Source organism: Streptomyces sp. NPDC086077, from assembly GCF_040686175.1.
GTDB lineage: Bacteria > Actinomycetota > Actinomycetes > Streptomycetales > Streptomycetaceae > Streptomyces.
Map to the genome: position 1 here is coordinate 43,613 of NZ_JBFBJT010000026.1, position 21,444 is coordinate 65,056.

The following is a 21,444-nucleotide window of genomic DNA, read 5'->3' on the forward strand; positions in this document are numbered from 1 at the left end:
TCAGCGCCCCACGAGGCGCACCGCCCCGGCCCGCACCGCACGCTCGGCGGCAGGTACCGGCCGCCCGCGCAGCGGAAGCGGCCGGCTGCGCCGCGTGGGCGCCCCGGCCGCTGCCCGCGGTGGGGTTGACGAGGAGGGTCTCAGGTCACGTCGTCGTAGCCGTTTATCCGGTCCTTGCCCGGCTGCTCGGGCAGGGCGCGGCTCGCGCTGACGGTCTCCACCTCGCCGATCTCGTCGGGCGTGAGGTCCAGCTCGGAGGCCTCGTCGTCGGCGGGTCCCAGCGCCTCGCGCCGGCGCCTGCGCCGGTCGTTGACAAGGGAGACGGCCACCGCGCCGAAGTACAGGATCCAGATCGGCCCCGCCAGCGCCAGCATGGTCAGCGGGTCGGTGCTGGGGGTGGCGATCGCCGCGAACACCGTGATGCCCATGATCATCGCCCGCCACCAGCCGAGCATCCGCTTGCCGGAGATGGCGCCGCTGAAGTTGAGCATGACCAGCAGCAACGGCAGCTCGAAGGAGAGACCGAAGACGATCACCATGCGGGTGACGAGGTCGAGCAGGTCGTCGAGCGGCAGCAGGTTGTCGACACCGAACGGCGTGAACTCGATCAGCACGTTGGCGGTGGTGGGCAGCACCTTGTAGGCGAAGAAGGCGCCGCAGAGGAACAGTGGGGCGCCGGTGCCGACGAACGCGTACGCGTACTTCTTCTCGTGCCGGTGCAGACCGGGCGCGATGAAGGCCCACAGCTGGTAGAGCCAGACCGGCGAGGCCAGCACGACACCGGCCATCAGGGAGACCTTCAGGGCCAGCGTGAACGGCGCGAGCAGACCGTTGATCGTGATCTGCGCACACGGCTCCGTGTTCTTGGCGTTCTCCGCGGACGCCCTGGCCAGCTCCTCGAACGACTGGGAGCAACCGACCGAGTCGAGGATCGGTTCGGTGAAGAAGTTGATGATGTCGTTGTAGAAGAAGGCGGCGACGACCGTGACACCGATGATGGCCAGCAGTGCCTTCGCGAGCCGGTTGCGGAGCTCACGCAGGTGCTCCGCGAGGGGCATCCGCCCCTCGGGATCCTTCTCCTTGTTGCGGGCAGGCTTCAGCAACCCACGTTCCCATCTCGTGCGGCAGGCCGGAGAATCACCGGCCCGGCGTCAGCGCTTGGTCGTGTCCGTCGGTTCGTTGACCGTGCGGGAGCTGGACACGTCGCCGGGCGAGGCCTGGATGATGCGCTGGGACGGGGCCGCCTGCTGCTCGTCGGTGTTCGGCGGGTCGGCAGGGGCGGAGGACTTGCTGTCGTCCTTCATCGCCTTGGCCTCGCTCTTGAGGATCCGCGCCGACTTGCCGAGCGAGCGAGCCATGTCCGGAAGCTTCTTCGCGCCGAACAGCAGGATGATGACGACGAGGATGAGAATGATCTCGGGGGCTCCGAGCCTTCCGAACATAAGTCTTTACCTTCTCACCGAGGCGGGCGGGTGGGTGCTGTCCGACCGGTCGGACAGGAATCCGAACGACCGTGCTGGCAGCGATCGTAACGCTCGGGGGTGAACGTGAAGCAATCCCCGTGCGTACTCCCGGTCCACGGCCCGGGCCTCGTTTTCCGGGCCGCGATCAGCAGCGTACCTTCCGCATGGGGGAAGTTGACAGGGCGAAGCGGCCCAAAGGGACACCAAGCGCCGGATTCACCGGCCGGGTCAGCCCAGGTCAGCGGCCGATCACAGCGCGTCCACGGACTGTGCCGTGCTCGCCGCCGCCCGCTCCAGATCCTCCGCGGCGCGGTTGATCCGGCGCGCGGAGTCCGACACCTGCCTGCCCAGGCGCTGGGCCTCCAGGAAGACCCGGACGGCGAGCACGCCGAGGACGGCGATTCCCAGGAAACCCACAGCTACCGCGAACATCGGCCAGAACATGCCCCTGAGCCTAGGGCCTGTGCTGCGGCGGGTGCGCACAGGGTGCGCCGACACCGCTACAGCGTGGAGTGCAGTCGCAGGGTCCGGACCCCGCCGCCGGTGAGCAGCTCGACGACCCGCTCCCCCGCCGGCTTGCGTACGGCGGCGCCGCACTCGGGGCAGGTGAAGGAGTAGAAGGTCGTACGGCTCGTGGCGCCGATGGCCAGGCGCAGGGCGCCCGCGGCGAGCTCGAAGCGGCCCCGGCAGTCCGGGCAGCCGGCCCGGAACACCACGGGAGTCACGCTTCTCATCCCCGCGAACGCGGACACCACCGTCATCTCCCGCACCCCAGCCGCCGGCTCGCTCAAAGTCCCTGCTCCTGACTGTCGTGTGCATGCTTGCCCGGGTGCCCCGGTCGCCCGCTCCCGGGAGCCTCCGCCTCGATCCCGTCGTACGCCGCCAGCGCCTCGCGGGCCGCCTGCCGGGCGCTGTCGGCCAGCTCCAGCGGGGTGACGATCCGGCCGTCACGCCCGAGGCGCAGGGCGAGGCGGCGCAGCGACGCCGGGTCGGGCGTGCGCAGGGTGATACGCAGTCCGCCGTCCGCAAGCTCATCCGCGGTGTCGTGCGGGTAGTACTCGGCGACCCAGCGGCCGCCGGGGCCGACCTCGACGACGACCTCGGGGTCCTCGGCCGCGGGCTGCACCAGCCCCTCGGACAGGTCCCGCAGCTCGGTCTCGGGCGGTGCGGACGGCTCGTCGAGGACCTTGATCTCGGCGACCCGGTCGAGCCGGAAGGTGCGGCGCGCCTCCGAGCGGTAGCACCAGCCCTCGACATAGGTGTGACCGACGCTGACCAGGCGGATCGGGTCGACCTCGCGCTCGGTGACCTCGTCGCGGGCCGGCGAGTAGTAGCGGATCCACAGCCTGCGGCGCTCCGAGATCGCCCGGTCGACGTCGGCGAAGACACCGCCCTCGGACTCGAAGGTCACCGACAGCCGGGAGCTGGCGCCGGCCGCCTCGCCGGCCGAGGCCTCCACCTTGGCGGTGGCGCGCAGCAGCGCCTGCCGGTCGCTCTCGCGCAGGCCCGGCAGGGTGGACACGGCCCGGGCGGCGACCAGCAGGGCGGTCGCCTCGTCGGCGGCGAGGCGCAGCGGCTCGGCCGCGTCCGCGCCGAGGGCGGCGGGGTTGTGCCACCAGATGCGCTCGCCGTCGGTGTCGATGTCGAGCAGATCGCCGCCGCGGAAGCTGGTGCCGCACATGGGCAGCAGGTCGAGGTCGGAGACCAGCTCGTCCTCGGTGATGCCGAACGCGCGGGCGACGTCCTCCACCCGGGCCCCGGGGCGCTCCCTGAGATAGGTCACCAGGGAGAGCATCCGCCGGGTCTGGTCGATGGCGTTCGTGGGCCTGATCGGTTTGCCGGCCACTGTCTTCTTCCGCTCCCCCTCAGCCCTTGGCCACGGCACGCAGCCGGTCCACCACGTCGGCCCGCAGCTCCGCGGGCTCCAGGACCACCACGTCCGGTCCGAACTCGACCAGCCAGGCATCCAGCCCGTGGCCGTACGGAATCTCCAACTCGTCCCAGCCGTCTCCGAGTTCCCGGACGGCGGCCGCCTTCGCCCGCAGGGGGTACCCCGAGCCGGAGCGCAGCCGGATCCGGGCGCTGCGGTCGGCGGTCTCACCGGCCCACCCGGCGACGGTCTCGCGGACGGTGACGACGTCCGGGACGGGGGCCGTGTAGCGGCCGCTGCGGGTGCGCACCTTGCCGGTGATCCGGGACAGCCGGAAGACCCGCTCGGCGCCGCGCTCCCGGTCCCAGCCCGCGAGGTACCAGTGGCCGCGCCAGCACTCCAGCGCCCACGGCTCCACCTGCCGGGCCTCGGGGTGGGCGGCGTTCGCCTTGCGGTACTCGAAGACGACGGGGCGGCGGTCGCGGCAGGCCAGCATCAGCGGCTCGAAGGCGGCCTCGTGCACGGGGATGCGCGGCTCCAGGGCGCCGTGCGCCTCGTAGGGGTCGACGTCCTCGGGCAGGCCGGCGGCGCGCAGCTTCTGCAGGGCGCCGCTGGCCGCGCCGGCCAGCCGGGCCTGCTGCCAGACCTTGGCGGCCAGGCCCAGGGCGGCGGCCTCCTCGGCGTCCAGCGTGATGGGCGGGAGGCGGTTGCTGTCACGGCGGGCCAGGTAGCCGACCTCGCCGTCGAGGTTCTCCACGGTCTCGATGACCAGGCCGAGCTCGCGCAGGTCGTCCTTGTCCCGCTCGAACATCCGGTTGAAGGAGTCGTCGCTGCCCGCTTCGAGATAGGCCTCGATGGATTCTCGAAGCTCACGCTTGCTGAGCGGCCGGCGCGTCCCCAGCAGACACAGCGCCAGGTTCATCAGCCGCTCGGCCTTGGCAATGGCCATCGACGCCCTTCCCTAAGGTGCTTCCGATCGTTGACCGTACCGCTCCGCGGGGCCGTGGCAAAAGCCGAGGCCCATGCCCGGACAGGCATGGGCCCCAGGTGATCGACTCCGGTCGGTCCTGCTCAGACGCCGAGCAGGTCGACCACGAAGATCAGGGTCTCACCGGGCTTGATGGCCGGGGTCGGGCTCTGGTCGCCGTAGGCGAGGTGGGCCGGGATGGTCAGCTGGCGACGGCCGCCGACCTTCATGCCCTGCACGCCCTTGTCCCAGCCGGCGATGACACGGCCCCCACCCAGCGGGAAGCGGAACGGCGTGCCACGGTTCCAGCTGGCGTCGAACTCCTCGCCCGTGCTGAAGGCGACACCGACGTAGTGCACGGTGACCGTCTGGCCGGCCTCCGCGACGGGGCCGTCGCCTTCCCAGATGTCCTTGATCTCGAGGTCCGCCGGGGGCTCGCCGCCCGGGAAGTCGATCTCGGGCTTGTCGATGCTCACGTCTTCAGCTCCTGCTCGTGTGTGGAAAGGCGAACACGCACAGTCTTACATTCCCGGCGATCACATCGCCGCGAGGATGTCGACCGAGAAGACCAGCGTCGAGTCCTTCTCGATGCCACTGCCCTGCGGCGGGTTGTCGCCGTACCCCAGCTCCGGCGGGATCACGATGAGGACCCGGCTGCCGACCTTCTTGCCGGTCAGACCCTGCGCCCAGCCCTTGACGACCTGCTGGAGCGAGAAGGAGGTCAGCGCCTTGCGGCTGTACGACGAGTCGAACTCCTTGCCGGTGTCCCAGAGCACGCCCTTGTACTGCACGAGCACGGTGCTGTCGGCGCTCAGCTCCTCGCCGTCGCCCTCGATCACGTAGGTCGCCACCAGTTCGGTCGGCGCGTCGGTCTTGGGGATCTCGATCGAGGGCGCCTTGCCGTCGGTGTTGGTGCCGACCTTGGGCAGGTCCGCGTCGTCCTGCGCGACGTCGGTGCCCTTGGCGGAGCTGCTCGCGTTGTACGTGTCCTCGATGTCGATGACGAAGACGAGCGTGTCGGTGCCCTTGATGCCCGCCTGGGGGTTGCCCTGCTCGCCGTACCCCCAGGTGGGCGGGACGGCCATCTCGACACGGCTGCCGGTCTTCTTGCCGGCCAGCCCGTAGCGCCAGCCGTCGATGATGCTGCCCTGGGAGAGCTGGATGAGCAGCGGCGTCTTGCGGTCGTAGGAGTTGTCGAAGACCTTCGCGCTGGACCAGATCTGACCCAGGTAGTTGGCCACGATGTAGTCGTTCTCCGCGACGGTGCGGCCGCCGCCCGCGATCACGGTCTTCACGGCGAGGTCCTTCGACGGCTCGCCGCTGCCCTTGGCCACCGTGGGCTTCTCGCCGAACTTCGTGCCCGCGGTGATCGCCGGCAGCGGTCCGTCGACGATCTTCGGTGACGGTGCCGCGGAGGGCGACGCCGGGTCCGAGGGCGACGCGGTGTCGCTGGCCTTGCCGGAGTCGGACCCTTCGTCGCCGCAGGCGGCGAGTGTGACCAGTCCAGCGGGAACGGCGATGAGCAGTGAGCGTCGGCGCACGGTGGGGGCCTCGTAATCGGTCGATCTTGTTGATGGCGTGCGCGCAACTCTACGGCGTGAGAAGGGCGCCGTACGGGAAACGTACGGCGCCCGTGTGGCGTTCCGGCTTCACTCGGAACACATGGCTCACATACCGGCGATCAGCTTCTCCACCCGGTCGTCCACGGAGCGGAACGGGTCCTTGCACAACACCGTCCGCTGGGCCTGGTCATTGAGCTTGAGGTGAACCCAGTCGACGGTGAAGTCCCGGCGCTGTTCCTGGGCCCTCCGGATGAAGTCGCCGCGCAGCCGGGCCCGAGTGGTCTGCGGCGGAACCGACTTGCCTTCGAAGATCTTCAAGTCGTTGCAGATCCGGGCGGCTTGACCCTTTTTCTCCAGCAGGTAGTAGAGGCCACGACGGCGGTGGATGTCGTGGTAGGCGAGGTCTATCTGGGCGACCCTCGGATTCGACATGGTCATGTTGTGCTTGGCCCGGTACCGCTCGATGAGCTTGTACTTCATGACCCAGTCGATCTCGGTGTCGATCCGGTCCAGGTCCTCGGCCTCGATGGCGTCGAGCGTGCGGCCCCACAGCTCCAGCACCTGTTCGACGATGCCGGTGCGGATGCCGCGCCGCTCGCAGAAGTCGACGGCCTTCTCGAAGTACTCGCGCTGCACCTCCAGCGCCGAGGCCTCCCGGCCGCTGGCCAGTCGCACCTTGCGTCGGCCCGTTATGTCGTGACTGACCTCGCGGATCGCCCGAATGGGGTTCTCCAGGGTGAGGTCACGCATCACCGTGCCCGCCTCGATCATGCGCAGCACCAGGTCGGTGGCGCCGACCTTGAGCAGCATGGTCGTCTCGGACATGTTCGAGTCGCCGACGATGACGTGCAGCCGGCGGTAGCGTTCGGCGTCCGCGTGCGGTTCGTCGCGGGTGTTGATGATGGGCCGGGAGCGGGTCGTCGCCGAGGAGACGCCCTCCCAGATGTGCTCGGCGCGCTGGCTGACGCAGTACACGGCGCCGCGCGGCGTCTGCAGCACCTTGCCGGCGCCGCACAGCAGCTGCCGGGTGACGAGGAACGGGATGAGGATGTCCGCCAGCCGGGAGAACTCCCCGTGGCGGGCCACCAGGTAGTTCTCGTGGCAGCCGTAGGAGTTGCCGGCGGAGTCGGTGTTGTTCTTGAAGAGGTAGACGTCGCCCGCGATTCCTTCCTCGTGCAGGCGTCGTTCCGCGTCCACCAGGAGTCCTTCGAGAATGCGCTCGCCGGCCTTGTCGTGGGTGACCAGTTCGATCACGTTGTCACATTCGGGTGTCGCGTATTCCGGATGCGAGCCCACGTCGAGATAGAGGCGGGCGCCGTTCCGCAGAAAGACATTGCTGCTGCGGCCCCATGACACGACACGGCGGAAGAGGTACCGCGCCACCTCGTCAGGCGACAGACGGCGCTGTCCCCTGAACGTGCACGTGACGCCGTACTCGTTCTCCAGCCCGAAAATGCGGCGGTCCATGACTGAACATTACGCCCGATCCCCTGAACTGAAACGGGGTTCGGCAGCACGATTTGGATCATTTTCCGATGAAGCCGCAACGACCGCCGTCCTGGCGGGAGCTGCGAGTACCCGCCCCGTGGCCAGCAGAACCAGCAACGACACGGCTCCCGCCGCACCGGGCACGGCGAAGCCCCACAGCGCCCCGCCCGACTCGACGACGGGCCCCGCCAGCCCCGTTCCGACCGAGGCACCCACGGTGAACGTCGTCACAAGCCAGGAGAAAGCCTCGGTGACGGTCCCTCGCGGAGCGTGCCGGTCGACGATGACGAAGGCGCACGCGATGGCGGGTGCGAGGAAGACGCCGGCCAGCCCGGACAGGGCGGTCATCGCGACAGGGCCGGGCATCAGCATCAGCGGCAGATAACAGACCGCCAGAAGCCCCACGAGCACGCGCAGTCGCCGTTCGGGGGAACCGGCCCACTCCCGCGCCCCGTAGCCGATCCCGCCGACCAGCGCGCCGAGCCCCAGGGCCGCCATCAGCCAGCCGTACACCGCGTCCCCGCCGCGGTCGTCCGCGTAGGACACCGCGGCTACCGTGATGGAGCCGAGCGCCACGCCGACGAACAGGAACGCGGCCAGCAGGGCCAGCAGCCCCGGTGAGCGCAGCGCGCCCAGCCAGTGCGCCTCGCGCGGCGCCGAGCGCCACGCGCGCGAGGGCGGCGACAGCACGACGGAGAGCGCGCCGAGCACCCCGACGACGTTCAGCACCAACAGCGCGACCTGCGCCGACCACAGGGACACGCAGAGCGTCACCAGCAGCGGCCCGACCGTGAACATGACTTCCTGGGCCACCGCGTCCATGGCGTACGCCCTGTGGATCTGGTCCTCGCGGCGCAGCACCGAGGGCCACAGCGCGCGCAGGCCGCCCTCCAGGGGCGGTGTGAAGAGCCCGGCGGCGGCGACGGCGGCGTAGGAGAGCGGCAGCGCCTCGGTGCCGCTGAAGGCGAAGCCGGCCATGGCGAGCGCCGAGAGCAGCGCGGCCGGCAGCTGGATCCGGGGCTGCCCGTGCAGGTCGACCAGCCGCCCCAGCAGGGGCTGGCCCACCGCGTTGGCGACGCCGTAGACGGCCGCCAGGGCGCCGGCCAGGCTGTAGGAGCCGCCCTCGGCGCGGATGAACAGCACGATCGCGATCGCGGCAGTGGCGTTGGGCAGCCGGCCCACGAGTGTGCCGGTCAGCAGCCTCGCGGCGTGCTTCGCCCTGAGGATCTCCCCGTATCCCGCGGCCATGACCCCGCCCTCCGCCGAAGTTTTACGTATAACGTCCATTGCCATACGTACCATGTGCGCTGTTCACGCGTCCAGGCGAAGCCCGGACCCCGCCCGACGAAGGAGCAGGCCGAGTGGCACGAGCCGGCACCCGCCCCACCAGCCGGGACGTCGCCGAGGCCGCCGGGGTCTCGCAGGCCGCCGTCTCGCTGGTGCTGGGCGAGAAGTGGCGCGGCCGCGTCTCGGAGGCGACGGCCGAGCGGGTCCGGGAGGCCGCCCGTGACCTGGGCTACCGCCCCAACCTGGCCGCCCGCAACCTGCGCCTCGGGCACACCCGCACGGTCCTGCTGGTCGTCCCCGCCCTCACCACCGAGTTCTTCGCCGGCGTCTACACCGGGGCCGCCCGCGTCGCCGCCGAGCACGGCTTCGGCGTGGTGCTCTACCCCTCCCCCGAGGGCATCGGGCCCGCGCGAAGCCCCTTCGCGTCCGCCCAGGCCGCCCTGGACGGCGTCATCGCCTCCTCCATGGCCGCCGACGCCCTCACCGCCATCCGAGGCGACCAGCTGCCCCTGGTGATGCTCGACAGCGACCCCACGGGCAGCCTGGGCGCGGCCACGGTCAACCTCGACATCGCCGACGGCGTCCGCCAGGTCACCGACCACCTGCTGGGCCTCGGCCACCGCCACTTCCTGCACCTGGCGGCCGACGTGCCGTCCTGGACCTTCGAGGTGCGCGCCCGGGAGCTCGCCGCACGCGTGGGAGCCGTCCCCGGTACGACCGTGCACACGGCCCGCGCGCCCATCTCCATCGACGACGCCCTGAGCGCCGCCGAGGGGGCGCTCGGGAGCCGCCCCGCCACCGCCGTCGTCTGCGACGACGACAAGCTGGCGGCGGGCGCCTACAAGGCCGTCCGGCGGCTGGGCCTGCGCGTCCCGGACGACATCTCCGTCACCGGCCTCGACGACCTCGCCCTGGCCACCGCGATCGATCCGGAGCTGACGACCGTGCGCCTGGACGCCGAGCTGTTCGGGGAACGCGGTATGCGGGCCCTGCTGGCGGTCCTGGAGGGCCGGGAGCCGGAGGGCGGGGACATCCCGGTCGAGCTGGTCGTACGGGGCTCCACGGCGCCGCCACCGGCGCTCTGAAACGCCGGATGCCCCGGCCGTCGGGACCGGGGCATCCGCAAGGGGATCGGGCGGGCCGAGACGCGGTCTACTCGTCCTCGCCGGCCTCGTCCTCGGCCTCCGCGGCGGACGAGGCCCCGCCGGCCTCCAGCAGTCGGCCGAGCTGTCGGCCGGTGATCCGCCTGAACTTGCGCTTCTGCGGGCGCGTCCGGTCCAGCACAGCCACCTCCAGGCGCTCGGCGGGGATCTCCCGCTCGCTGCCGTTGGTGTCACGGGACAGGGCCTGCACGGCCAGCTTGAGCGCCTCGGCGAGCGTCATGCCGTCCTCGTGGCGCTGGTCCAGATAGCCGCTGATCTGCTCGGCGTTGCCGCCCACCGCGACCGAGCCGTGCTCGTCCACGATCGAGCCGTCGTGCGGGAGCCGGTAGATCTGGTCGCCCTCGGGCGTCTCACCGACCTCGGCGACCACCAGCTCCACCTCGTACGGCTTCTCGGCCGCGCTGGAGAAGATCGTGCCCAGCGTCTGCGCGTAGACGTTGGCGAGGCCGCGGGCGGTCACGTCGTCGCGGTCGTAGGTGTAACCACGCAGGTCGGCGTAGCGGACACCGCCGATGCGCAGGTTCTCGTACTCGTTGTACTTGCCGGCGGCCGCGAAGCCGATCCGGTCGTAGATCTCGCTGAACTTGTGCAGCGCGCGGGACGGGTTCTCGCCGACGAAGACGATGCCGTCGGCGTACTGCAGCACGACCAGGCTGCGGCCCCGGGCGATGCCCTTGCGGGCGTACTCCGCCCGGTCGGCCATGGCCTGCTGAGGTGAGACATAGAACGGCGTCGACACCGGTTATCCGTCCCTTTCTGTCGAAGTCACTGGAGCACCCTCGGACACCAACGGCCGCCGGCTACAGCAGCGCGGCCCGCGGGCCGTCGGGCTGCTCCAGCCGGCGCTCCAGGATCGCGCGGGCGATCGTGGAGCCCTCGTCCTCGGTGAGCCGGCGGAATCCGTCCTCGGTGATCACGGTGACGATCGGGTAGATCCGGCGGGCGACATCGGGGCCACCGGTCGCCGAGTCGTCGTCTGCCGCGTCGTAGAGGGCCTGCACCACGAGGGTCGTGGCCTGGTCCTCGGTCAGGTCCTCACGGAAGAGCTTCTTCATGGCGCCGCGCGCGAAGATCGAGCCGGAGCCCGTGGCCGCGAAGCCCTGCTCCTCGGAGCGGCCGCCCGTCACGTCGTAGGAGAAGATGCGGCCCTTGCCCCGGTCCACGTCGTAGCCGGCGAAGAGCGGCACCACGGCGAGGCCCTGCATGGCCATGCCGAGGTTGGAACGGATCATGGTCGACAGCCGGTTCGCCTTGCCCTCCAGGGACAGCTGGGCGCCCTCGACCTTCTCGAAGTGCTCCAGCTCCAGCTGGAAGAGCTTGACCATCTCGACGGCCAGACCGGCGGTGCCGGCGATGCCGACGGCCGAGTACTCGTCCGCCGGGAAGACCTTCTCGATGTCGCGCTGCGCGATGACGTTGCCCATGGTGGCCCGGCGGTCGCCGGCGAGCACGACTCCGCCGGGGAACGTCACGGCCACGATCGTGGTGCCGTGCGGCGCCTCGATCACCCCCTGGGTGGGAGGCAGTTGCCGGTTGCCGGGCAGCATCTCCGGCTGGTGCCCGGCAAGGAAGTCCATGAAGGAGGAGGACCCAGGCGTCAGGAAGGCAGCTGGTAGACGCCCGGTGCTACGAGTGTTGGCTTCCACGCGTTTCCTTCCAAGTAGTCAGCAGCTCGGTACGCGGCTTCGGGACCGTCACTCGACATGCCGACGCCGGTATCGCAGTTGAAGCAAGGTACGCCACGGACCCTACCCGTCTCATGGCGGTGATCCACATGAACGGCGGAAGCCTTGCGGCAGATCACACGCAGGCGCGGGCGAAGGCCACGCGCGGCTCGGACCCACCGCACCGCGCGTGGCACCTCATTGGCGGGATGCCGGACACCCACACCCCCGTCGACCTTCGATTCGAAGGGCAAGTGGGTTTACTGCCCACCCTTTTGCACGAAGGAGCGCACGAAGTCCTCTGCGTTCTCCTCCAGGACGTCGTCGATCTCGTCCAGTACCGAGTCCACGTCGTCCGAGAGCTTCTCCTGCCGCTCCTTGAGGTCCTCCGAAGCCTGCGCCTCTGTCGCCTGCTCCTCGACCTCCTCGGTGGAACGCGTCGCCTTCTGCTGTCCGCCGCCGGTGTCCTTGGTCGCCATAACCCTCACCCCGCTCGGTTCGCCCGAATGTTCGACATCGCTGCCGATCGGTCATGATCAGACCCTACAAGCCGGGTCCGACAATGGCCCCGCAGTTTCTGCAACGTACGAGGGCCACCTCGATGATTCCCGGGCGCCAGGATTTCCACCCTGTGCGCCCGGCCCCGCCCGAGTACCCGCTCAGCCGCCGCTCAGGACCTTGACCAGGTCTTCCGCGGTGCGGCAGCGGTCCAAGAGCTCCTTGACGTGATTACGCGTTCCGCGAAGCGGTTCCAGGGTTGGAACGCGCTGCAGGGAGTCCCGGCCCGGCAGGTCGAAGATCACCGAGTCCCAGGAGGCCGCGGCCACGTCGTCGGCGTACTGCTCCAGGCAGCGTCCGCGGAAGTACGCGCGCGTGTCCTCCGGCGGCTTGGACTTCGCCCGCTCGACGTCCTCCTCGGTCAGCAGCCGCTTGATCCGGCCGCGCGAGGCCAGACGGTTGTACAGGCCTTTGTCGGGGCGTACGTCCGCGTACTGGAGGTCGACCAGGTGCAGCCGGGCGGCGTCCCAGTCGAGGCCGTCACGGCGCCGGTAGCCCTCCATCAGCTCCCGTTTGGCGACCCAGTCCAGCTCGCCGGACAGGCTCATCGGATCGTGCTCCAGCCGGTTGAGGGTGTCCTCCCAGCGCTGCAGGACGTCCTTGGTCTGCTCGTCGGCGTCCGCCCCGAAGCGCTCCTCGACGTACTTGCGGGACAGCTCGTAGTACTCCATCTGCAGCTGGACCGCGGTCAGCGTCCGGCCGCTGCGGAGCGTGACGAGACGCTTGAGCGACGGGTCGTGCGAAACCTGGTGCAAGGTGCGTACGGGCTGGTCGACGGCCAGATCGACGGCGATGAAGCCGTCCTCGATCATGGACAGCACCAGGGCCGTGGTGCCCAGCTTGAGGTAGGTCGAGATCTCCGACAGGTTCGCGTCGCCGATGATCACGTGCAGCCGGCGGTACTTCTCCGCGTCGGCGTGCGGCTCGTCGCGCGTGTTGATGATCGGGCGCTTCAGCGTCGTCTCCAGGCCTACCTCGACCTCGAAGTAGTCCGCGCGCTGGCTCAGCTGGAAGCCGTGCTCGTGCCCGTCCTGGCCGATGCCCACGCGCCCCGCTCCGGCGAAGACCTGCCGGGAGACGAAGAAGGGCGTCAGGTGGCGCACGATGTCCGAGAAGGGGGTCTCCCGCTTCATCAGGTAGTTCTCGTGCGTGCCGTAGGAGGCGCCCTTGTTGTCGGTGTTGTTCTTGTACAGGTGGATCGGCTGGGCGCCGGGCAGCTGGGCGGCCCGTTCCGCGGCCTCCGCCATGATCCGCTCACCGGCCTTGTCCCAGAGCACGGCGTCGCGGGGGTTGGTCACCTCCGGAGCGCTGTACTCGGGGTGCGCGTGGTCCACGTAGAGACGGGCCCCGTTGGTCAGGATGACGTTGGCGAGGCCGATGTCCTCGTCGGTGAGCTGGCTGGAGTCGGCGGCCTCACGGGCGAGGTCGAAGCCCCGTGCGTCGCGCAGCGGATTCTCCTCCTCGAAGTCCCAGCGGGCCCGACGGGCCCGGTGCATCGCCGCCGCGTAGGCGTTGACGATCTGGGACGAGGTGAGCATGGCATTGGCGTTGGGGTGGCCGGGGACGGAGATCCCGTACTCCGTCTCGATGCCCATTACTCGCCGTACGGTCATGCGGCCCTCCTTGCCCGGCGGTGCCCTCGGTCGTGGACGCCGCTCAGATACCGCTGGCGCTCGGTTGCGTGTGCGGTGCCCGTCCCCGCACTGCGCGATCCGGCGGTACGGAAGAGCCTAGAACGCCTTTGCGCTGGTGGGGAGATCATTTGCGTCATTGCTGTGCTCCAGCCGTGGCCCGAAAAACAGTCGGCTGCGGGTACCCGCTGAGGGCACCCGCAGCCGCCCTGCCTTTTACAGGTACTGACCCGTGTTCGCCACCGTGTCGATGGAGCGTCCGGTGTCCGCGCCCTGCTTTCCGGTGATGAGCGTACGGATGTACACGATCCGTTCGCCCTTCTTGCCGGAGATGCGGGCCCAGTCGTCCGGGTTGGTGGTGTTGGGCAGGTCCTCGTTCTCCTTGAACTCGTCCACGCAGGCCTGGAGGAGGTGGGAGACGCGCAGGCCCTTCTGGTTGTGCTCCAGGAAGTCCTTGATCGCCATCTTCTTGGCGCGTCCGACGATGTTCTCGATCATGGCGCCGGAATTGAAGTCCTTGAAGTACAGGACTTCCTTGTCACCGTTGGCGTACGTCACCTCGAGGAAGCGGTTTTCCTCGGACTCGGCGTACATGTGTTCCACAGCGGTCTGGATCATGCTCTGGACCGTCATGGACTTGTCGTCGCCGTGCTCGGTCACGTCGTCGGCATGCAGCGGAAGACGCTCGGTGAGGTACTTGCCGAAGATGTCCTTGGCCGCCTCGGCGTCCGGACGCTCGATCTTGATCTTCACGTCGAGCCGGCCGGGGCGCAGGATCGCGGGGTCGATCATGTCCTCACGGTTGGAGGCACCGATCACGACCACGTTCTGCAGGCCCTCCACACCGTCGATCTCGGCGAGCAGCTGCGGGACGATGGTGTTCTCCACGTCCGAGCTGACACCGGAGCCGCGGGTGCGGAAGAGGGACTCCATCTCGTCGAAGAAGACGATGACGGGGGTGCCCTCGCTGGCCTTCTCCCGGGCCCGCTGGAAGACGAGGCGGATCTGCCGCTCCGTCTCACCGACGTACTTGTTCAGCAGCTCGGGGCCCTTGATGTTGAGGAAGAAGCTCTTGCCGGCGGCCTGGCCGGTGACCTCGGCGACCTTCTTGGCCAGCGAGTTGGCGACGGCCTTGGCGATGAGCGTCTTGCCGCATCCGGGCGGCCCGTAGAGCAGCACGCCCTTGGGCGGGCGCAGTTCGTGCTCCTTGAACAGGTCCGGGTAGAGGTACGGCAGCTCGACCGCGTCGCGGATGGCCTCGATCTGGCCGCCGAGACCGCCGATCTGCTCGTAGCCGATGTCGGGGACCTCTTCGAGGACGAGCTCCTCGACCTCGCTCTTGGGAACGATCTCGTAGACGTAGCCGGAGCGCGGTTCGAGCAGCAGGGCGTCGCCGGGTCGGATGTTGACGTCCAGCAGCGGCTCGGCGAGCCGTACCACCCGTTCCTCGTCGGTGTGCCCGAGCACCAGGGCGCGCTCGCCGTCCTCCAGGATCTCCTTGAGGGTGACGATGTCCCCGACGCGCTCGTACTTCATGGCCTCGACCACGTTGAGCGCCTCGTTGAGCATTACTTCCTGGCCGCGCCGCAGGTCCTCGAGTTCGACGCTGGGGCTGACGTTCACGCGGAGCTTGCGGCCCCCCGTGAAGATGTCGGCGGTGTCGTCCTCGTTCGCCTGCAGGAAGACACCGAAGCCGGCCGGCGGCTGGGCGAGCCGGTCGACCTCTTCCTTGAGGGCCACGATCTGGTCGCGTGCCTCACGGAGCGTGTTGGCGAGTCGCTCGTTCTGAGCGGACACGCCGGCCAGGTTGGTCTGCAGCTCGACGATCCGCTCTTCGAGAATCCTCGTGTGCCGCGGAGAGTCGGCGAGCTTGCGTCGCAGGACGGCGATCTCCTGCTCAAGGTAGGCAATCTGCCCGGCCGGGTCGTCGGACCCGCGTCCCGGGCGGATGCCGCGGTTCATGTCGTCGTCGTGGGCTGCCACGGTCCTCACCTCCTCCAAGGGGAGCTGGACGCTTCCAGACCCTACCTGGGTGGGTGTCGATTGAAACCCCTAGATCACAAAGACTGTCGGGGTGTGTCCGATCTTCACCCTTGCGCTCTCCCTCACGCCAGGGGAATACCCAGCGAACGGGATACGAAAGCGAGCGAGGGTAGGGTCGAAGCGTTCAACACCCGTCAGAGCTGGCCGGATTCCCGTACGGCCGGGCGGGCAATCGGCAGGAGAGGTGACCGTGCAGCAGGAGGCCGGAGTCGACGGCGAGGCACTCGAGGTCTGGATCGATCAGGATCTCTGTACCGGCGACGGCATCTGCGCCCAGTACGCCCCCGAGGTGTTCGAGCTGGACATCGACGGCCTGGCCTACGTGAAGGGCACGGACGACGAGCTGTTGCAGGCCCAGGGGTCCACAACGCCCGTACCGCTGCCGCTCCTCACTGATGTGATCGACTCGGCGAAGGAGTGTCCGGGCGACTGCATCCATGTGCGACGGATTTCGGACAGGGTCGAGGTCTACGGCCCGGACGCAGAGTGACTGGAACGGCACGTCGCGTTACGACTGTCTGATTTCTCACGCACCCGGGTCGCGTGCGTCAGACGCTCCGGGCGTCGGCGGGTGACGAGCGGACGAACGCACCGTTGCCCCACTGCCACTTCGCGTCCTCCTCCACGTCCGGACAGCAGGTCGGGACGTCCGAGGAGGAGTAGCCGAGCAGCGTCGCGAGGACGACTCCGTCGCGGACGGCGAAGTCGCGGACGGTGGACCGGTCCTTGGGGTCGACGAGCGTGGCCACCACACGGGGGCGGATCGCGCCGTCGCCCTGGGTGAGGACGTACACACCGTCGGGGGGTGTGCTCATGCCCGCGTCGCAGTGCACCACGGCGACGGTTTCCGGCCGCCCGTCCCCGTCGAGGTCCCCGGACGCCTTCCTCTCCACCACGGCCTTCACGGGCCCGCATTCGAGGGGGAAGGCGACGCCCTCGGTGGCGGGCGGCGCGGCGGCCGGCCGGACCGGGCGGCCCGGCGCCTGGGCGGCGGTCGCCGAGTCCGGCGGCAGCAGGGACGACAGGGCGACGACACCGGCGACCGCGGTCGCGGTGGCGACCCAGTGGATCGGCCGGGTGTGCGTGTGAGCCAGTTCCGGAACGGCGGGTTGCTGCACTAGGAGTGTCTCCTGTGAGGGCTGTGCCGGTGGGGGTGGCCAGCATGGTGCCACACGTCACAGTGTTGGGGAACGGCGGGGGTCGGCCCTTGTGAGGTGGGGGTCTGCCGGTACGTCAACGTGACGGCGCCGTGGCCGCGTTCCCTGCGGTCTGCGGGAACTCGGCCACGGCGCCGTCACGTTGTACGCGGCACGGGGCCGCCTCAGCGGCCCATGCCTCCGTCGGCGTTGGGGCCGGAGTAGTCCTCGCCGTAGGCGCCCTTGGCGGGGCGGCGGCGGCGCATGGGCGGCTCGACGCCGTCGGCGAGGCGGCGGGCGGTGAGGAGGAAGCCGGTGTGGCCGATCATCCGGTGGTCCGGGCGGACGGCGAGGCCCTCGACGTGCCAGTTGCGGATCATCGTCTCCCAGGACGTCGGCTCGTTGAAGCAGCCGATCTCGCGGATGGACTCGACGGTCCGGGCGAGCTGGGTGGTGGTCGCGACGTAGCAGCACAGGATGCCGCCGGGCACGAGCGCCTTGGAGACGGCCTCCAGGCACTCCCACGGGGCGAGCATGTCGAGGATGACGCGGTCGACGTCGGTGTCCGACAGGTTGTCCTGGAGGTCGCCGACGGTGAGCTGCCAGGCCGGGTGCGGGCCGCCGAAGTAGCGCTCCACGTTGGCCTGGGCGATCTCGGCGAAGTCCTCGCGGCGCTCGTAGCTGTGCAGCATGCCCTGGTCGCCGATGGCCCGCAGCAGGAAGCTGCTGAGCGACCCCGAGCCGACGCCGGCCTCCACGACGCGCGCGCCGGGGAAGATGTCGGCGAAGGACAGGATCTGCCCCGCGTCCTTGGGGTAGACGACTGCTGCCCCACGGGGCATGGACAGGACGTAGTCGGGGAGCAGGGGGCGCAGCGCGAGGTAGGCGACGTTTCCGGTGGTGCGGACAACGCTGCCCTCGGGAGCGCCGATCAGTTCGTCGTGCGGGAAGGAACCCTTGTGGGTGTGGAAGTTCTTCCCGGCCTCGAGCGTGAACGTGTAGTGGCGGCCCTTGGGGTCGGTCAGCTGAACCTGGTCCCCGACCTTGAAGGGCCCGCGCCTGCGGGCGGCACCGGTCGGTTCGGACATGTGAACAGCCTACCGGCGATTACGGGGGCCGCCGACCACTAGGCGGGCCTGGCCATGGCCTTGACGAAGGCCCGCTCGACGTCCGCGGCGGACAGCACGCCGTAGATCTCCCCGGTGTCCTCGACCACCAGGTACTCGGTCGCGGGGGTGGCCCGGAGCACCTCCAGAAGGTCCTCGCCCGCCAGCTCGGCCGAGACCCGCATGCCGTCGGCGATGTCCTGGGCGAGGCCGCTCACCGCGACCCAGGGGCGGCGGTGTTCGGGTACGCCGACGATCGCGGCCTCGCGCACCAGCGAGACCGGGTCGCCGTCGGCGTCGACGACGACCAGCGCGCGGGCGCCGGCGGCGTTGGCACGCCGCAGGGCCTCCGAGAGGGGGGTGTCGCTCTCGACCGGCACCGCGCGCCGGGTGAGCGCGCGGGCGCGCAGTTCGGGGAGGTGCTCGCGCAGCCGGGCGACGCGCAGGCTGTTGCCGGCGCCGGTCCAGATGATCGCGGCGAGGATGGCGGCCAGCAGGGCGTCCATGACGGTGTCCATGCCGACGTTGTCCACGGCGTCGCGGCCGAGCGCCCCGGACTGGGTGAGCAGCGGGAGCCCGATCAGGACGGAGACGGCCAGGGCGCGGCCGACCCAGGCGGCGGCGACGGTGCCGCTCATCGGCCTGCCGGTGATCTTCCAGACGACGGCGCGGAGCATACGGCCGCCGTCGAGGGGGAGGCCGGGCAGGAGGTTGAAGGCGGCCACGATGAGGTTGGAGATCATCAGGCCGGCCAGCAGCACGCCGGGGACCGTGCCTGGCTCGACCGGCTGCAGGGCGAGGTAGAACAGGCCGGCCAGCACGAGGGAGAGCAGCGGGCCGACGAACGCGAGGACGAACTCCCGGCCCGGTGTCTCGGCCTCCTTCTCGATCTCGGAGACCCCGCCGAAGAACTGGAGCTGGATACGGCGCACCGGCAGCTTGTAGCGCAGGGCCGCCACGGTGTGCGCCAGCTCGTGCACGAGCACGGAGGCGTAGAAGGCGACGGCGAAGAAGAGGGAGACCAGATAGCGGGCGGCGCCCAGCTCGGGCAGCACGCGCTCCAGCTGCCCGCCGAACACCCAGGTGATCAGGGCGGCCACCAGGAACCAGCTGGGCGCCACGTACACCGGCACCCCGAAGGGGCGTCCCATCAGCAGCCCGCCACGCGGCTCCGGGGTGCGCTGGGGGCCGGCCTTTTTTCCGGGGGCGGAGTGGGCGAGCGTGCGGTGGGCCGGGTGGGCGTCCGAGGCGCCGGAGTGGTCGTGACGGTCGCCGCCCGGCTGGTCGTGGATGCCCTGTTCGTCGGGGTGGGCGGGCGGTCGGCTGGTGTCGTCCGGCCCGTTCGGCTGATCTTCGCCGGCGCGGGCCTCCGTGGCCGCGCCGGCGGGGTCCGGCTCGGTGCCGGCCGACTCGGGCGTGGGCGGGTCCGGGGGTGTGGAGTCCGGGCGTGCGGAGTCCGAGACCGGGGCCGTACGGTCTGGCTGGTGCCGGTGCGGCTCGTCGGTGTCCGGCCGCGGCTGCCCGCTCCCGCCGCTCTCGTCCACGGTGTCCCCTCGTTCGCAGCGTCTCCCGCGCCTGCCGGGCGGAAGGGTCTCGGGTCGATGGTATGCGTCCGTCGGGGCACGTTCCGCCCCGGCACCCCCTCCGTTTTCCCCGTCGTCGCCCCGCCAGGACCCACGGCTGGGTCACTGTCAGTGGCGGGCCGTAGGGTCTGTGGGCATGGACACCAGCACCGAGGGCGCGGCGCAGCAGCCCCCAAGCGGCGGGAGGGCCGAGGCGGCGGAAGCGCATCCGTCCGTCACGGTCGAGCCTACGACCCGGAGCGCGACGGCGGCGGTGACGGCCAAGGCCGAGGCCGCCACCACGACAGCGGTCACCGGGCCCGTCGCCATAGCGCCCACCTCGCTCTCCCCCTCGCGTGCCGGCGACTTCATGCAGTGCCCGCTGCTGTACCGGTTCCGGGTGATCGACCGGCTGCCCGAGAAGCCCAGCGCGGCGGCGACCCGGGGCACCCTGGTCCACTCGGTCCTGGAGCGCCTCTTCGACGCCCCCGCGGCGGAGCGCACCCCGCCGCGCGCCAAGTCGCTCGTCCCCGGCCAGTGGCAGCGGCTGCGTGAGGCCAGGCCGGAGGTGGAGGAGCTGTTCGCCGACGATCCGGAGGGCGAGCGGCTGGCCGGCTGGCTGACGGAGGCGGAGCAGCTCGTCGAGCGCTGGTTCACGCTGGAGGATCCGACGCGGCTGGAGCCAGCCGAGCGGGAGCTGTTCGTCGAGACGGAGCTGGACTCGGGGCTGCGGCTGCGCGGGATCATCGACCGGGTCGACGTGGCGCCGACCGGCGAGGTCCGGATCGTCGACTACAAGACGGGCAAGGCACCCCGGCCCGAGTACGCCGAGGGTGCCCTGTTCCAGATGAAGTTCTACGCGCTGGTCGTCTGGCGGTTGAAGAAGGTGATCCCGCGCCGGCTGCAGCTCGTCTATCTCGGCAGCGGTGACGTGCTGACGTACGACCCGGTCCGCGCCGACCTGGAGCGGGTCGAGCGCAAGCTGCTGGCGCTGTGGGAGGCGATCCGCCAGGCCACCGAGACCGGCGACTGGCGGCCCCGCCCGACCAAGCTGTGCGGCTGGTGCGACCACCAGGCCCACTGCCCGGAGTTCGGCGGCACTCCCCCGCCCTACCCCCTGCCGGTGCCCCCGGCCGCCGGCGTCCTGCCCGCCCCGACGAGGGCGCCGGAATCGCCCGCGGTGGAGCAGGGCAGAATGGGGCCGGACTAGCGAAGGAGACTTACGTGGCCATCCGCGTCCTACTGGTCGACGACCAGCCGCTGCTGCGTACGGGCTTCCGGATGATCCTGGAGGCCGAGCAGGACATCGCGGTCGTCGGCGAGGCCGGAGACGGCCTCCAGGCACTCGACCAGGTGCGGGCGCTGCAGCCCGACGTGGTGCTGATGGACATCCGCATGCCACGGATGGACGGCGTGGAGGCGACCCGGCAGATCACCGGCCCCGGCCGGGACGGCCCGGCCAAGGTGCTGGTGCTGACCACCTTCGACCTCGACGAGTACGTGGTGGAGGCCCTCAAGGCCGGAGCCAGCGGTTTCCTGCTCAAGGACGCCCCGGCCAACGAGCTGGTGCAGGCTATCCGGGTCGTCGCGAACGGCGAGGCGATGCTCGCCCCGAGCATCACGCGCCGGCTGCTCGACAAGTACGCCACGCATCTCCCGTCCGGCGAGGAGCCGGTGCCGGACGCCCTCGGCACGCTCACCGAGCGCGAGGTCGAGGTGCTGAAGCTGGTCGCGCGCGGCCTGTCGAACGCCGAGATCGCCGCAGACCTGTTCGTCAGCGAGACCACGGTCAAGACGCACGTGGGACATGTCCTCACCAAGCTCGGGCTGCGCGATCGGGTGCAGGCCGCGGTGTACGCGTACGAGAGCGGTCTGGTGCGCCCCGGCGCGCAGTGACCGGACCCGCCGAACGCCGAGGGCGCCCGCTTCCTCCGGGAAGCGGGC

23 protein-coding genes are annotated in these 21,444 nt (G+C 70.3%); 4 read left to right on the forward strand and 19 right to left on the reverse strand.

From position 1 onward, the window contains the following. Positions 1–140: 140 nt before the first annotated feature. From tatC to AB0O67_RS10805, 10 genes are all read right to left on the reverse strand, one after another. Complete coding sequence (tatC, locus tag AB0O67_RS10760) at positions 141–1,103, reverse strand: twin-arginine translocase subunit TatC (RefSeq protein WP_365448385.1); 963 nt, start codon at positions 1,101–1,103, stop codon at positions 141–143. Between the two features lie 48 nt (positions 1,104–1,151). After that, positions 1,152–1,442 (reverse strand): Sec-independent protein translocase subunit TatA, encoded by a 291-nt coding sequence (gene tatA / locus AB0O67_RS10765; protein WP_365448387.1) that lies wholly within the window; start codon positions 1,440–1,442, stop codon positions 1,152–1,154. 270 nt (positions 1,443–1,712) lie between these two features. Then, a complete protein-coding gene (locus AB0O67_RS10770; protein WP_365448389.1) occupies positions 1,713–1,907 on the reverse strand; it encodes a hypothetical protein in 195 nt (64 codons plus the stop codon). Positions 1,908–1,963: 56 nt separating this feature from the next. Then, positions 1,964–2,224 carry a hypothetical protein gene (locus AB0O67_RS10775; RefSeq protein WP_365448433.1) on the reverse strand — a complete coding sequence of 87 codons (261 nt, stop codon included), beginning with the start codon at positions 2,222–2,224 and terminating at the stop codon, positions 1,964–1,966. Positions 2,225–2,250: 26 nt separating this feature from the next. After that, on the reverse strand, positions 2,251–3,309 hold the full coding sequence (locus AB0O67_RS10780; RefSeq protein WP_365448391.1) for a WYL domain-containing protein: 1,059 nt from the start codon (positions 3,307–3,309) through the stop codon (positions 2,251–2,253). A gap of 19 nt (positions 3,310–3,328) precedes the next feature. Next, positions 3,329–4,282 carry a WYL domain-containing protein gene (locus AB0O67_RS10785; RefSeq protein ID WP_365448393.1) on the reverse strand — a complete coding sequence of 318 codons (954 nt, stop codon included), beginning with the start codon at positions 4,280–4,282 and terminating at the stop codon, positions 3,329–3,331. 122 nt (positions 4,283–4,404) lie between these two features. Then, positions 4,405–4,776: an FKBP-type peptidyl-prolyl cis-trans isomerase gene (locus tag AB0O67_RS10790; protein ID WP_365448395.1), complete on the reverse strand. Its 372-nt coding sequence runs from the start codon at positions 4,774–4,776 to the stop codon at positions 4,405–4,407. 60 nt (positions 4,777–4,836) lie between these two features. After that, on the reverse strand, positions 4,837–5,841 hold the full coding sequence (locus AB0O67_RS10795; RefSeq protein WP_365448397.1) for an FKBP-type peptidyl-prolyl cis-trans isomerase: 1,005 nt from the start codon (positions 5,839–5,841) through the stop codon (positions 4,837–4,839). A 126-nt stretch (positions 5,842–5,967) separates the two neighbouring features. Then, positions 5,968–7,329, reverse strand: a complete 1,362-nt coding sequence (pafA, locus tag AB0O67_RS10800; protein ID WP_365448399.1) for a Pup--protein ligase — start codon at positions 7,327–7,329, stop codon at positions 5,968–5,970. Between the two features lie 9 nt (positions 7,330–7,338). After that, positions 7,339–8,598 (reverse strand): MFS transporter, encoded by a 1,260-nt coding sequence (locus AB0O67_RS10805; RefSeq protein WP_365448401.1) that lies wholly within the window; start codon positions 8,596–8,598, stop codon positions 7,339–7,341. Between the two features lie 113 nt (positions 8,599–8,711). Between AB0O67_RS10805 and AB0O67_RS10810 the strand changes: the two genes are divergently transcribed. Continuing rightward, positions 8,712–9,722: a LacI family DNA-binding transcriptional regulator gene (locus AB0O67_RS10810; RefSeq protein ID WP_365448403.1), complete on the forward strand. Its 1,011-nt coding sequence runs from the start codon at positions 8,712–8,714 to the stop codon at positions 9,720–9,722. Positions 9,723–9,789: 67 nt separating this feature from the next. On the opposite strand, the gene prcA is transcribed toward AB0O67_RS10810, so the two are convergent. From prcA to arc, 6 genes are all read right to left on the reverse strand, one after another. Beyond that, a complete protein-coding gene (gene prcA, locus AB0O67_RS10815) occupies positions 9,790–10,539 on the reverse strand; it encodes a proteasome subunit alpha (RefSeq protein WP_365448405.1) in 750 nt (249 codons plus the stop codon). Between the two features lie 61 nt (positions 10,540–10,600). After that, entirely contained in the window at positions 10,601–11,446 is an 846-nt protein-coding gene (gene prcB / locus AB0O67_RS10820) for a proteasome subunit beta (RefSeq protein WP_365448407.1), read from the reverse strand. Next, positions 11,398–11,688, reverse strand: coding sequence for an endonuclease domain-containing protein (locus AB0O67_RS10825; RefSeq protein ID WP_365448435.1), 291 nt, complete (start codon positions 11,686–11,688; stop codon positions 11,398–11,400). Before AB0O67_RS10825 ends, prcB begins: the two co-directional genes overlap by 49 nt. Positions 11,689–11,724: 36 nt before the next feature. Then, positions 11,725–11,943, reverse strand: a complete 219-nt coding sequence (locus AB0O67_RS10830; RefSeq protein WP_062722796.1) for a ubiquitin-like protein Pup — start codon at positions 11,941–11,943, stop codon at positions 11,725–11,727. 180 nt (positions 11,944–12,123) lie between these two features. Further along, the gene (gene dop / locus AB0O67_RS10835; protein ID WP_365448409.1) at positions 12,124–13,635 is read right to left on the reverse strand and encodes a depupylase/deamidase Dop; all 1,512 of its coding nucleotides are present in this window, start codon (positions 13,633–13,635) and stop codon (positions 12,124–12,126) included. A 234-nt stretch (positions 13,636–13,869) separates the two neighbouring features. Further along, a complete protein-coding gene (arc, locus tag AB0O67_RS10840; protein WP_365448411.1) occupies positions 13,870–15,636 on the reverse strand; it encodes a proteasome ATPase in 1,767 nt (588 codons plus the stop codon). 244 nt (positions 15,637–15,880) lie between these two features. Between arc and AB0O67_RS10845 the strand changes: the two genes are divergently transcribed. Then, positions 15,881–16,186, forward strand: coding sequence for a ferredoxin (locus AB0O67_RS10845; protein WP_365448413.1), 306 nt, complete (start codon positions 15,881–15,883; stop codon positions 16,184–16,186). 58 nt (positions 16,187–16,244) lie between these two features. Here the strand turns inward: AB0O67_RS10845 and AB0O67_RS10850 are convergent, their stop codons facing one another. The 3 genes from AB0O67_RS10850 to AB0O67_RS10860 all read right to left on the reverse strand — a co-directional run bounded on the left by AB0O67_RS10850 (position 16,245) and on the right by AB0O67_RS10860 (position 19,482). Further along, positions 16,245–16,814, reverse strand: a complete 570-nt coding sequence (locus AB0O67_RS10850; RefSeq protein WP_365448415.1) for a hypothetical protein — start codon at positions 16,812–16,814, stop codon at positions 16,245–16,247. A gap of 203 nt (positions 16,815–17,017) precedes the next feature. Next, positions 17,018–17,920, reverse strand: coding sequence for a tRNA (adenine-N1)-methyltransferase (locus AB0O67_RS10855; protein WP_365448417.1), 903 nt, complete (start codon positions 17,918–17,920; stop codon positions 17,018–17,020). Between the two features lie 38 nt (positions 17,921–17,958). After that, the gene (locus AB0O67_RS10860) at positions 17,959–19,482 is read right to left on the reverse strand and encodes a site-2 protease family protein (protein ID WP_365448419.1); all 1,524 of its coding nucleotides are present in this window, start codon (positions 19,480–19,482) and stop codon (positions 17,959–17,961) included. A 175-nt stretch (positions 19,483–19,657) separates the two neighbouring features. Between AB0O67_RS10860 and AB0O67_RS10865 the strand changes: the two genes are divergently transcribed. Both AB0O67_RS10865 and AB0O67_RS10870 read left to right on the forward strand, forming a co-directional pair. Next, entirely contained in the window at positions 19,658–20,710 is a 1,053-nt protein-coding gene (locus AB0O67_RS10865; protein WP_365448421.1) for a RecB family exonuclease, read from the forward strand. A 14-nt stretch (positions 20,711–20,724) separates the two neighbouring features. Further along, positions 20,725–21,396 (forward strand): response regulator transcription factor, encoded by a 672-nt coding sequence (locus AB0O67_RS10870; protein WP_365448423.1) that lies wholly within the window; start codon positions 20,725–20,727, stop codon positions 21,394–21,396. Positions 21,397–21,444: the final 48 nt, after the last annotated feature.